At 67.0% G+C, this 12,224-nt stretch carries 12 protein-coding genes; 1 reads left to right on the top strand and 11 read right to left on the bottom strand.

The window, feature by feature from the left end; all coding sequences use genetic code 11:
* Window position 1 precedes the first annotated feature (1 nt).
* Window positions 2-355 carry a DUF2304 domain-containing protein gene (locus BK819_RS05475; RefSeq protein WP_071328259.1) on the top strand — a complete coding sequence of 118 codons (354 nt, stop codon included), beginning with the start codon at window positions 2-4 and terminating at the stop codon, window positions 353-355.
* Here BK819_RS05475 and BK819_RS05470 read toward each other — a convergent pair.
* From BK819_RS05470 to BK819_RS05420, 11 genes are all read right to left on the bottom strand, one after another.
* Complete coding sequence (locus tag BK819_RS05470) at window positions 339-2,231, bottom strand: DUF6541 family protein (RefSeq protein WP_071328258.1); 1,893 nt, start codon at window positions 2,229-2,231, stop codon at window positions 339-341. The genes BK819_RS05475 and BK819_RS05470 overlap by 17 nt on opposite strands.
* A complete protein-coding gene (locus BK819_RS05465) occupies window positions 2,228-2,965 on the bottom strand; it encodes an ABC transporter ATP-binding protein (RefSeq protein ID WP_071328257.1) in 738 nt (245 codons plus the stop codon). Before BK819_RS05465 ends, BK819_RS05470 begins: the two co-directional genes overlap by 4 nt.
* The gene (locus BK819_RS05460; protein WP_256209396.1) at window positions 2,962-3,891 is read right to left on the bottom strand and encodes an ABC transporter permease; all 930 of its coding nucleotides are present in this window, start codon (window positions 3,889-3,891) and stop codon (window positions 2,962-2,964) included. The genes BK819_RS05465 and BK819_RS05460 overlap by 4 nt, the downstream gene beginning before the upstream one ends.
* Before the next feature lie 108 nt (window positions 3,892-3,999).
* On the bottom strand, window positions 4,000-5,445 hold the full coding sequence (locus BK819_RS05455) for a hypothetical protein (protein WP_071328255.1): 1,446 nt from the start codon (window positions 5,443-5,445) through the stop codon (window positions 4,000-4,002).
* Window positions 5,442-6,140 carry a cytidylyltransferase domain-containing protein gene (locus BK819_RS05450; RefSeq protein WP_071328254.1) on the bottom strand — a complete coding sequence of 233 codons (699 nt, stop codon included), beginning with the start codon at window positions 6,138-6,140 and terminating at the stop codon, window positions 5,442-5,444. Before BK819_RS05450 ends, BK819_RS05455 begins: the two co-directional genes overlap by 4 nt.
* Window positions 6,137-7,168 carry a nucleotidyltransferase family protein gene (locus BK819_RS05445; protein WP_071328253.1) on the bottom strand — a complete coding sequence of 344 codons (1,032 nt, stop codon included), beginning with the start codon at window positions 7,166-7,168 and terminating at the stop codon, window positions 6,137-6,139. The genes BK819_RS05450 and BK819_RS05445 overlap by 4 nt, the downstream gene beginning before the upstream one ends.
* Window positions 7,169-7,175: 7 nt before the next feature.
* Window positions 7,176-7,814 carry an acetyltransferase gene (locus BK819_RS05440; protein WP_071328252.1) on the bottom strand — a complete coding sequence of 213 codons (639 nt, stop codon included), beginning with the start codon at window positions 7,812-7,814 and terminating at the stop codon, window positions 7,176-7,178.
* Entirely contained in the window at window positions 7,807-8,904 is a 1,098-nt protein-coding gene (locus BK819_RS05435) for an N-acetylneuraminate synthase family protein (protein ID WP_071328251.1), read from the bottom strand. Before BK819_RS05435 ends, BK819_RS05440 begins: the two co-directional genes overlap by 8 nt.
* The gene (gene neuC / locus BK819_RS05430) at window positions 8,901-10,064 is read right to left on the bottom strand and encodes a UDP-N-acetylglucosamine 2-epimerase (protein WP_071328250.1); all 1,164 of its coding nucleotides are present in this window, start codon (window positions 10,062-10,064) and stop codon (window positions 8,901-8,903) included. Before neuC ends, BK819_RS05435 begins: the two co-directional genes overlap by 4 nt.
* A complete protein-coding gene (locus BK819_RS05425; protein ID WP_071328249.1) occupies window positions 10,061-11,218 on the bottom strand; it encodes a LegC family aminotransferase in 1,158 nt (385 codons plus the stop codon). The genes neuC and BK819_RS05425 overlap by 4 nt, the downstream gene beginning before the upstream one ends.
* Entirely contained in the window at window positions 11,215-12,210 is a 996-nt protein-coding gene (locus tag BK819_RS05420) for a GDP-mannose 4,6-dehydratase (protein ID WP_071328248.1), read from the bottom strand. Before BK819_RS05420 ends, BK819_RS05425 begins: the two co-directional genes overlap by 4 nt.
* Window positions 12,211-12,224 lie beyond the last annotated feature (14 nt).

Genomic DNA, 12,224 nt, shown 5'->3' with positions numbered 1-12,224 from the left:
CATGTGGATCCAGGTCCTTCTCATCGCCGCGATCGTCATCCTCGCTGTCTTCATGATGCGCCGCACCGGCGCCGACAGCCACCTCGCCATCCGGCGCCTGCTCATGGGGCTCTTCGTCGTCGTCGCCGTGCTCTCCGTGCTGTTCCCGCAGTGGCTCAGCTGGCTCGCTCAACTCGTCGGGGTCGGCCGTGGCACCGACCTCGTTCTGTACGGCCTCATCGTGATGTTCCTCGCCTTCGTGTACTCCCAGTACCGGCGCAACGTCGCTCTGCAGCGTCAGCTCACCCTGCTCGCTCGCAAGATCTCGCTGCTCGAAGCGGAGGAGCACGAGAAGGACGCTAGTCGCAACCCGTGACTTCGTAGAGCGCCGCGTCCCCCACGCGGTCCACTTCGGTGAGGATCGAGGACTCGCCCAGATGGTGCAGACCGTCGTAGGTGGTGTAGTGGTTCTGGAAGAGCACGGTGTCGCCGAAGTCGAGCGCATGCGTGACCCCGAGGTTCTCGATCGCGTCGCAGACGGCCGCGTCCCCCTCCACCAGGGTGCGCGCCAGCAGCGCCGCGTCCGCGCCGTACCGGCCGGTCACGTGCGGGAAGACCACATCATGCCCGGTGTAGGCGAAGAGCAGCCCCGCGCCCGTGAGCGGATCGCCGATGACCAGCGCGTCCTCCGGGAGCTCGGTCTCCAGGCGCTCGAACAGAGCTGCCTCGTCGGGAGAGAGTCCTTGGGACGCACTGTCGAAGCGATAGCTGACATCACGCATGTAGCGCAGATCGTTGCGCACGGCGAGCAGATGAGTGGCCGCCAGGACGGCGACGACCGCGATGAGGATGACGGCCGTGACCCGTCGCCCCGCACGCCAGAGCGCACGCAGCCTGTCGACGACGAGCGTCATCCCGAGAGCGGCCAGTGGAAGCCCCCAGATCGCTAGCAGAGCGGCCACCCGAGTCGTGTCGTCGTACCAGATCCCGACGAGAAAGCTGCGCAGGGGCAGCACCGGGAGCCACGCGGAGGCGATGTAGAGCACGACGCTGACGAGGTAGGAGGACAGCACCCACCAGAGGCGATCTCTGCAGACGCGCCAGATGCCGAGAAGGACCAGGAGGCCCAGGAGGAGTCCGGTGCTGCGCCCCACGGGGCTGAGGAAGATCACCTCCCCCGTGGCTTGCGCGATCGTCTGGGTGGGCAGCCACTCGTGAGTGGTGACGTTCGCCTTGCTCCACAGCGCCACGAAGGCCACAAACCCGACGACGACGCCTGCACCCACGGCCACTCGGGTCGCCGTCCCCCCGCGACGAGCGACCTCCCACGCGCGCCACAGGGCGAAGGGGAGCAGGAGCACCAGGCCCCCCAGGAGCGCAGACGGATGCCCGAGACCGGTTCCCGCGGCAACGGCGAGAGCGACGAGGATGCGCAGAGTCCGCTCGGGCCAGGAGACTGCCGGCGCGAACGCGAGGAGCACGGCCGCGATCAGGATCGGAATCAGCACTGTGCCGATCAGGTTCGGATAGAGGACGCCCCAGTTGAGGAATCCCAGCGGGAAGACGCTGAAGGCGAAGCCGACCAGCGGAGCCCAAATCGCCGCGTCGGGACGCGAGGGGAAGACGACTCTCGTCACAGCGGCGAGGGCGACGGGCCAGATGAGAGCGATGACGGCGATGGTCACGACGTTGGTCGCGGCCACGACGTCTCCCGCGACGGGGAGCACCAGACTCGTGAGGGCGTGCCACAGCGTCGGATAGAACGATGTGCTGTGGCCGGGGAGCACCATCGTCATGTGGAGGGGCGACGCATCCCCCGTGGCCGCGACGAACTCGACAGCATTCAGGTGGAACAGACCGTCGTAGAGCTGCGAGGGGTCGTCCGGGCTTCCGATGCCGACCATGAGGATGACGACCCACCCGATGAAGGCCGCCGCGATCGCGAGCCACACACCGAGGCCCGTCCGGACATGAGCGATGACTGCCGAGCGGCGACCGAACAGACGCAGTATCGCCGCCACTGCCCAGACCACGGCGCTGACGATCCCGACCGGAAGCAGGCTCCAGCGCATTCCGAGGAGAGGAGCGACAAGCGACGACGCGGCCACGATGCCCAGAGACACGCCGATCGAGGCACCGAGACGAACGACGGCCGAGACGCCGCGGAGCATGAGGCCGGCAGGAAGTCCGGGGATCACGAGCAGAGCGAGCGCAGTCACCAGCGCCGGCGTCTGCGCCAGCCAGGCGCTCACGCGTCCACCAGGGCGATGGCGCCCTCGATATCTCCGTCGTAGACGACCTGCCCCTTGCTGATGACGACACCGCGGGTGCACAGCTCCCGCACCATCTCCATGTCGTGGCTGACCACCACCAACGTCTTCCCTGCTGCGATGAGCTCTTCGAACTTCAGACGACACTTCTCTCGGAAGGGTGCGTCGCCGACGGACAGGATCTCATCGACCAGCAGCACATCCAGTTCGACATGGATCGCGACGGAGAAGGCCAGCCGCATGAACATGCCCGACGAGTAGTGCTTGACCTCCTGGTCGATGAACTGCTCGATCTCGCTGAACGCGACGATCTCGTCGTATCTCGCCTCGATCTCGTGCTTCTTCATCCCGAGGATCGCCGCGTTGAGGAACACGTTCTCCCGCCCCGAGAGCTCCGGGTGGAAACCGGCGCCGACCTCGATGAGGCCGGCGACCCGTCCTCGGGTGAGCACCTCGCCCTCATCAGGTTCCATGACACCGGAGATGAGCTTGAGCAGGGTCGACTTCCCTGACCCGTTGAAACCGAGGATGGCCACCGATTGGCCCTCGTCGATCACGAGGTCCACACCCTTGAGGGCTTCGAATGCGCTCGTGAGCTTGCGCCGCTTGATCCAGGACACCACCGTGTCCTTCAGGGAGAACGCGTGGTTGAGCGTGAAACGTTTGCGGGCGCCGTCGACGATGATGCTCGGGCGCTGCGTGGTCTGCATTGTCATAGATCCTGGGCGAACCTTCCCTCGAGCCGACGGAAGACCGCCTGGCCGATCAGGAGCGTTGCGGCGGCGATGAGGAACGCGAAGAGGGTGTTCCACGCGAGTCCGGGGGGCAGGGAGGCCATCGTCTCCCCCGTCGCCGTCACGACGCCCTCTGTCACGGGGCGCCAGAATGCGTAGTGGAACAACTCCACCGCCTGGGTGATGGGGTTCAGGAGATAGATCTCGACGATCCACTGCGGCCATCCCAGTGTGTTCACGACGGCGTCTTGCACCTGAGTCCAGCTGTAAAGCACCGGCGATGCCCAGGTCGCGAGGAGGAGGAAGAGCTCGACGATGTTCTCGGCGTCACGGTACCGGACGTTGAGCGCGCCGAAGAGCAGTCCGAGTCCGAGGCTGAAGACCATCACGATCACCACGGCCGCGACCATCGCGAGGAGACCCAAGACGGAGATCTGAGTCAGCCAGCCGAGGAAAAGGCACACCACTAGCAGGAGAGCCATCTGCGGCAGGAAATGGACGAGCGCCACGATCGTCGCAGAGACGGCGAAGAGCTGTCGGGGCAGGAACACCTTTCGCACCAGCGGCGCGTTGCCGACGATCGAGGTGGTCGCGTTCTTGAAGGCCTCGGAGAACAGGTTGATGACGATGATCCCCGAGAACAGATACACCGCATAGTTCGGGATGCCACGGTCGAGGCTGAGAAACAGACCCAGGACGACCCAGAAGACGAGGAATTGCGCCCCGGGCCGGACATACGACCATGTCCACCCAAGGACCGAGTTGCGATAGCGGGTCGTGACGCCGGTCCGGACGAGCAGACGCAGCAGGTACCGCCAGCGCACCACGTCGATCAGCCCACGACTCTTTCCGGGGGTGTCGAACTGGTTGCGCGGGACGGCAGCGAAAAGATCTCGGGTTACGGTCACAGGCCCACTCATTCAGGACGCGGCGACGGATACCGCCGCGGAACGAAGCAATTCTAGGTCAGACACGCTGAAAGCCCCCTCCAGCGACGCGCGTCCTGGCGTCGAACCTCACTTCGCGGTTCGATCCGCGAGCCAGCGCCTATACGTCTCGACCGCTCCGGGCGCCCAGATGTCCGGGTCAGCCTCCCCGAGGCGGGCCTCGTCGTCCGTGAGTCCCCGCAGGCGTTCCACGGCCTCCTCGACTCCGCGGATCCGCGTACCAAAGGCGTCCCCGATGACGGTCTCTGCGAATGCGCTGTCGCGAGCGATCACAAGGCAGCCGAAAGCGCGCGCCTCGAACAGCACGGTGCTCGCCTCCCCGACCACCACGGCGGTGGTCTTCAGAGACTCATACACGTCCGGGGTGACGTCGATCTCGATCCCGGCATCCGCCGCGATGCTCGGGTAACGCTGTTCGACGCCGCTGCGCTCGCCGGGATGCGGTCGGAAAGCCACCTCCCACTCGCGATCCAGGGAAGCGCGCAGTGTCGTCACGAAAGCGTCGCTCGCGGCCGGGTCGCTGCGCGATGACACCACGAGGATCCGCTTCGGGCGTTGTGCAGGCGCTGAAGCGACCTGTCGTTCGAGGTGGGGCTTGCCTATCGCGGTCACCGCTCCAGGGTGACGGACGGACCGCGACCAGTAGTCACCGAAGGTGAGCAATTCGTCCGGGATCGCACGAGCCAACGAGGGGTGCGCGAAGACCCGACCGAAGTTGTAGGCGGCGTGCGAAGGACCGATCCAGCCGTGCTGCGGTTCCACGACGTACGCGCCTGCGTCCTTCATCAGCCCAACGGACTCGCCGTTGTACGTGTACGAGCCGTTGTCGTAGAAGACGACACGCGGACGCACGCGGTCCAGCATGCGCTCGAGCTCGGCGAGCTGGAACGGACGGAGCCGGGCATCGCGCATGGCACGTGCCCCGATGGCGGCGAAGGCGTCCGCGGGCCGGCCTAGTCGCTGAGCGAAGTCCGAGAGAAGCGTCATCGCGCTGGAGACGGTGGAGGCCGGGACGGGATTGCCCCGCTCGCGCCACCGCGCGCGAGCCACGGAAGCCTCCATGCTCAGGGTCGGCCGGAACGAGGGCGATCCGAGGGGCGACGGGAGGGGGCGGAGCTGAACGACGACCGCTCCGGGGGTGGCTTCGGCGAAGTCGTCGACGAGCCAGTTGCGAGCCCGGTTCGCCTCGGCAGCGAGGGTGGCACCCGACACGTAGAAGAGGACGTCGTGCGGGCGTGCCCGCCGGACGGCGTCCCAACGGCTCGGCAGGAACCCGCGGAGCACCCGCCGCGCTTCGGCACGTCGTGACCACGTGGATGCAGAGGTCACCGCGACGCTGCCGGTGTCCTGCTCGGCGAGTGCCCACGCGATCTGCACTCGCACCTGCGCCCAGAAGGGCACCGTGGATCCAGGCAGCACCTCGAGCAGACTGTCCGGCATTGCGTCCTCGAGATCGAGCAGGGCGCGGACAGCCGGAGAGGTGCGCACATCCATGTCGCGAGCGTCCTGACTCACAGGTCGCTCCTCTGACCCATGAGCCATTCCACGATACGGAAATCGAACTCGCTGTCGACGTCGATCGAACGCTCAGCCGGCATCTCGAAGAGAATCGTCGACGGGAAGAAGACGACCTGATCGTCCAGGAGGGACGACCGGCGCCACACGTAGATGGAGCCGTTCATATCGAAACAGCGGGGCGCGTCCTGGCGACGCAGCACGGCGTCGTCCGGGGTCTTGCTCACCGCGACGGTGCCGTCCGGCTGCTCCTCGACGAGATTGAAGTACGGATTGCGGCGCGCTTCGGCACCGGTGATCAGCGACTCGGGCCGTGCACTCTCGAACAGCGCGACCGCGTCGCGGATGTCATCGATCGTCCGCAAGGGGCTGGTGGCGTCGAGGTCGACGCAGACGTCGTACTGGGCCCCGGTGCGCTCCTCTGTGGTGCGCACGGCGTGTGCGATCGCCGGGACCTTCCCCGCCGTATCCGTCGCCATCTCCGCAGGCCGGCGGACCACGCCCGTCGCACCGAAGGCCGGCGCCTGAGCGAGGATCTCCTCCGAATCGCTGGAGACGACGATCTCGTCGAAGAGACCGGTCGCCACCGCCTGCGCGACGGAGTGGCCGAAGAGAGGCCGACCGGCGACGACACGCAAGTTCTTCCCCGGGACACCCTTCGATCCCGCTCGCACCGTGATCGTGCAAATCCTCATCGGCCGTTCCGTTCCCACGCCTGCCTGGCGCGCTCGAGATCCTCTGGGCGTCCGACATCGATCCACTCCTCATGGATCTCGAACGCTCCGACCCGCTGCCCGCCGTCCATCAGGCGCGCCAACAGGCTGGGCATGTCGCAGTACTCGTCCTCCCCCAGCGCCTCCAGGGCGTCGGGTTCCAGGACGTAGATGCCCGCACTCACCAACTCGCTGTGATACGGCTTCTCCGCGAGTTCGACGACGCTGTCGCCGTCGCGACGGATCACGCCGTAGGGGATCTCGAAGCCGTACTCCCGGGCGCCGATGGTCGCGGCGGCTCCGAGGGAGCGATGGAAGGAGAGCATGCGCCGGAGATCCACCTGTGTGAGCAGATCCGAGTTCATCACCACGAACGGAGTGCCCATGCGTCCCCGAAGCTGCGCGAGCGCGCCAGCGGTGCCGAGCGGAGCGGGCTCGTGGAGGAAGCTGATCTCGAGGCCGTGGGCCGTCCCGTCACCGAGGTGCTCTTCGATCAGATGTCCGAGGTGATTCACCGAAACGTAGACGCGTCGGAACCCCTGGCTGCGCAACCGTCCCAGGATGATGTCGATCATCGGCGTCTCACCGAGCGGCACGAGGGGCTTGGGGATGTCCTTGGTGAGCGGATACAGCCGCTGCCCTCGACCGCCTGCCATCAAGACGGCGGGGATGTCGAGCGGTGTCCCGATGCGCTCGTTCTCACCGACGATGTCGATCATGCGCCCTCGCGAGTCCACGACCGCGACGACACGGATACCTCGTTGCGCCTTGAGCGCGGCGATGTCGTCCTGCGTTGCATGCGGGCCCACCGTCGCCGGAGTGCGGTTCATGACCGTCGCCACGGCGTCGCCCAGCTCGGAGCCGGCGATGAGACCGCGGCGGACATCGCCGTCGCTCAACGCACCGATCAACCGACCGTCGGCATCCTCCACGAAGACCATCTGCAACGCCCCCCGGTCGATCCGCTCGAGAGCCGTCCGGATGCTGACGTCGGGCGAGACGACGAGCATAGGTCGATCAACCGTCACGGGACACCCTCCTGTCGGTGATAGGGCGGGCCGGGACACCGACGACCGTCGTCCACGCAGGCACGTCGCGGATCACCACGGCTCCCGCCCCAACCACACATCCCGACCCTACCGTGACCCCTTCGATGATCCGTGAGCCGAGCCCGACATGGACGCCGTCGCCGATCCGCACCCCGCCTGCGACGACGGCTCCCGGCGCGATATGGCTATGGTCCCCGACCACGGAGTCATGCTCGACCACCGCCCCGGAGTTCACCACCGCCCCGGCGCCGATGACCGCCCCGGTGTTGACAACGGCGCCGGCGAAGAGCTGCGCGCCGGGCGACACGGTCGCGGCGGCGTCCACCATCGCGCGGGGGTGAACGACGCTCTCGACTCGGAACCCGAGCGAGACCGCCAGCTCGTGCAGACGAGCACGGGCGGCTACCGGACCGAGACCGTTGAGGACCGCCACATCGTCCGGGTCGAACGAAGCCAGCACACTGTCGTCACCTAGGTAGGGCACACCGAGTGAGCGTTCCGGAGCGAAGGGTGCGAGTGCGCCTCTGACGACTGCCTCCCCGCCGCGCAGCGCAGCGAGGACGGACCGGGCGTGGCCGCCTGCTCCGAGCAGCAGGAGGTCATGCATCGATGAGATCACCACGCGTGTAGGACCGTGTCGCCGACGTCCCGACGACCTCCCAGAAATCGAAGGAGGTCCGACCGGATGCCGGACGGAAGCAGGCGACGTCGTCTTCACCGATCACTTCACCCGCCGCAAGGTCCCGCACCGCCACGAGGCTGCGTCGGACGACCGCCCGGTTGCCCTCCTCCACCGGCTGGCACCGCTTCTCTGCGGATCCGAGCATGACCGGCACTCGGCGAACGTCAGCCACATAATCGCGGAGCCCATCGGGGTCCAGGGAGGCGGCGTGATCCGGCCCCTCGGCGGCGACGTCGAAGGTGAAGTGCTTCTCCAGCACGGTCGCCCCCATCCCCACGGCGAGGACCGAGGCGAGCGACCCCAGGGAGTGATCGGAATAGCCCACTCGATGCCCGAACTCGCCGGCGATCGTCTGCATCGCTCGCAGATTGAGGTGGGAGTCGGCCGCCGGATACTCGGTCGTGCAGTGCAGGATCGTGACATGCGCGGCGAAATCCCGGACCTCGTCGCGGCGTCGCCACGCCTCGTCCAAGACGTCGGGCGTCAGCCGTGCCCCGCGCTCCAGCGTGCCGTCATGCTGCTGAAGCCCCGCGGCGAGGAAGCGCAAAGCACGGTCGATCTCCGCGAGGTCTGCCATTCCCGTGGACAGGATGACAGGCAATCCGGTGCGGCCGGCGGCGACGAGGAGCGGAGCGAAGGTGAGGTCCCCGGAGGCGATCTTGACGAGCGGGATCCGCAGCTCGTCGACGAGGAAGTCCAGCCCCTGCAGGTCGAAAGCAGTGGAGAGGAACTGGATGCCACGCTCCGCGCAGCGGTTTCGCAGACGTCGGAACTCGTCATGCGTCAGTTCGAGCCGCCGCAGCAGGTCGTGTTGCGATCGATGATCGTCATCGCACGTGCGCTGGTAGTCGGCGAGTCCCGCCGACTCGAGCGCGAGATCGTCGGCGGAGAACGTCTGGAACTTCACCGCATCGGCACCGGAGGACGCGGCGAGATCGACGAGTTCCTCCGCCGTCTCGATCGATCCGTTGTGGTTCACGCCGGCCTCGGCGATCACGAATACGGGTGCGGTCATGAGGTCGACTCCTTCGGAAGGTCATGGAAAGTCTTTCGCGGCGGATGCGGGAGTGCACTCTCACGCAGCACCGCCGCCGCACGCAGCGCGAATCCTGGACGCCCGAAGATCGCCGCCTCCGTCGCTCCGGACCGGCCCTGCAGAGCGGAGCGGAGCGCGGCGGCGATGGCCTCCCTGTGCGGCTCCGGCGTGGCGGTACTCGGAGACAGCGGGCGTCCCTTCTGCCGATCGCCGACCAGAACCGAAGGGATCCCGAGAACAGGGGCCTCGAGCACCGTGCTGGAGGAGTTGCCGGCGACCACCGAGGCGGCCGCCATGGCGCTGAGGTATCCGCGCTGGCCGAACGATTCCACGAAATCCACGCGGTCGCCGTTCTCCGCGACGAACGCAGCGATGAGGGCGCGGACATCGGAGGTTCCGATGTCCGAGTTCGAACCTGTGAGCACGATGTGGAGCCCGTCCACCGCGAGGAGGCCCGCGAGCAGCTCCTCGACGAGCTGGTCCGGCGGCGCGACATCCATCACCGCCGGATGAAAGGTGACCAGGGCGGTCGGCTGGGGCAGCCGGATCCCGAACTCCTTCTCCACGTCCGACGGCGACTGCAGGTCCATACCGGCGAGCGCGTCGACGATCGGCGCTCCGAGGAAGTACACGCGCTGCGGGTCCTCACCCAGTTGGATGACCCGGTGCCGATGCTCCTCGGTCGAGGCGAAATGGAGGTACGACATCTTCGTGATGGAGTGACGGAGAGCCTCGTCCATCGCTCCCTCGGTCACCTCGCCCCCGTGGATGTGGGCAACCGGCACCGAGAGGATCGTCGCGGCCGTGGCAGCGGCGAAGGCCTCCAACCGGTCGCCGAGGACGACCAGCACGTCCGGTGCAAGCGCGGTAAGCGCCTGGGCGAACGCCGGCAGTGCGGCGCCGACGTCGGCGGCCACCGCGGCCCGGGTGTCGTCTCCGGACCAGATCGGCACGGAGGCCGCGATCCGGAATCCATCTCTCTCGATCTCACGCTCGGTTCGTCCGAAGTCGTCACGGAGATGCGTACCCGTGACGAGGAGCTGCAACTCCAGCTCAGGATCCTGGACGATCTGCCGCAGCAGTCCGCGCAACAACCCGTAGTCTGCGCGGGTTCCGGTCAGGACGGCTACCTTCCTCATGCGTCAGCCAGTGCCGGGGAGCTGGGGATGCAGACGACACTCGCGTGCAGAGCCTCTGCCACCGGGAAGCCACCGTGCGGCAGATTCCGGTAGGGGGCCTGGTGCGGGAGCAGGTTCCAGAAGGGACGGCACTGCAGCCCGGCAGCGTTCGTCGCCTCCAGCACATCGTCGCGGGTTCCAGCCCCGTCATCGAGGCGGATCGCGCAGAGCCAGTAGTTGCTGCTCGTGCCGGGTGGCTCCTCGAGGAAGGTGACGCCGTCGAGCTCCGCGAACACCGCGCTGTACTGCGCGGCCAGCCGACGCTTGGCATCGACGAAAGCCGGGAGACGTTCGAGCTGAGCGACGCCGAGGGCGGCGTTGAGGTTGGGCATCCGATAGTTGAAAGCGACCTCGTCATGCTCGAACTCCCACCGGTGCGGCTGCTTGGCCGTCGTGGTGAGGTGCTTCGCTCTGTGGGCGAGCTCGTCGTCGTCGGTGAGGATCATCCCGCCGCCGCCTGTGGTGAGGATCTTGTTCCCGTTGAAACTCAAGATTCCCAGCCGACCGAACGTGCCGGTGTGCTTCTCCCCGACGCGGCTTCCCAGCGATTCCGCCGCGTCCTCCACGACCGGCACTCCGTACTCGTCCGCCAGGGCGACGAGCTCGCCGATGCGCATCGGATGTCCGAGAGTGTGCATCGGAACGATCGCGCCGATCCGATTGCCGGTGACGGGGTTGAGAAGCCCCTCAGAGCTGGTCCGCGCACTGCGGAGCACCGCCGCCACCGCCTCGACCGAAAGTCCGAGCGTTCCCTCGTCGCTGTCGAGGAAGTACGGCTGACCACCGGCATGCATGACGGCGTTGGCCGTGGCGATGAAGGACAAGGCCGGGACGAGCACGTCGTCTCCGCGACGCACGCCCGCCAGCTGCAGCGCGACCTGCAGCGCTGAAGTCCCGTTGGACACGGCGATGCCGTGCGCCGCCCCTGTGTAGTCGGCGACCGCGCCTTCGAACTCTCCCACGAACCGTCCCACGCTGGACACGTAGGTCGAGTCGAGGCACTCCATCACTCGCCGCTTCTCCACATCGGTGATGTCGGGAATGTGCAGACCGACGAATTCGTCGTCGCCGACGACCTCGCGCAACCGGTGGACGATCTCTGTGGCGGCACTCATACGATGTAGGCGTCAGTGCGGTATCGAGCGAGATTCGCCGGGTCGGTGAACCACTCCGCCGTCACACGCAGGCCTTCACGGAAGCCCTCCGTGCCGTCGTAGTGCGGAGTCCAGCCGAGGAGCTCCCTCGCCTTCGCGTTGTTCGAGAACAACCGCTCCACCTCGGAGTTCGCCGGACGCAGGCGCGCCGGGTCTTCCGTAGCCACCGCGTCCACGCCCATGACCTCGGCGATGAGGTCGAAAGTCTCACCGATGGAGACTTCGAACCCGACGCCGAGGTTGACGACCTCGCCGACAGCCGCCGTCGTGGTGAGCGCCGCTGTGAACCCGGACACCGTGTCGGGCACGAACGTGAAGTCCCTCGTCGGGGTCAGTGCGCCGAGCTGTACTTCACGCTTGCCCGCGGCGAGTTGGCTGATGATCGTGGGGATCACCGCGCGGGCGGACTGCCGCGGACCGAACGTGTTGAAGGGGCGGATGGTCACTGCAGGCAGCCCGAAGGAGGCGTGGTACGCGTTCACCATCTGATCCGCGGCGATCTTGGACGCCGAGTACGGCGACTGGCCCTGCAACGGATGGCCTTCATCCATCGGCACGTACCGTGCGGTGCCGTAGACCTCGCTCGTCGACGTGTGGATGAAGCGGCTCACGCCGGCGGCACGCGCGGCGTTGAGCAGATTGAGCGTACCCTGGATGTTGGTCTGGACGTAGAGGTCCGGCGCCGCGTACGAGTACGGGATCGCGATGAGCGCGGCGAGGTGGAGCACCGCGTCACGGTCCCGGACCGCCGACATCATTAGCGCCGGATCGCGGATATCACCGGGAAGGAACTCGATCTCCGCGGCCACCTCGGGGGTGAGCCCGTCGAGCCATCCGCGCGAGTCGAACGAGTTGTACAGGACGAGTGCCCGCACCTCATGTCCGTCCCTGACGAGCTGCTCCGCCAGGTGCGATCCGATGAATCCGTCAGCTCCTGTGAGCAGTACCTTCATATCGCCAGTCTATC

Source organism: Microbacterium sp. LCT-H2 (genome assembly GCF_001866135.1).
Classification (GTDB): domain Bacteria; phylum Actinomycetota; class Actinomycetes; order Actinomycetales; family Microbacteriaceae; genus Microbacterium.
Note: the sequence above shows the minus strand (reverse complement) of the source record. Positions and strands in the feature narration are given on the sequence as shown.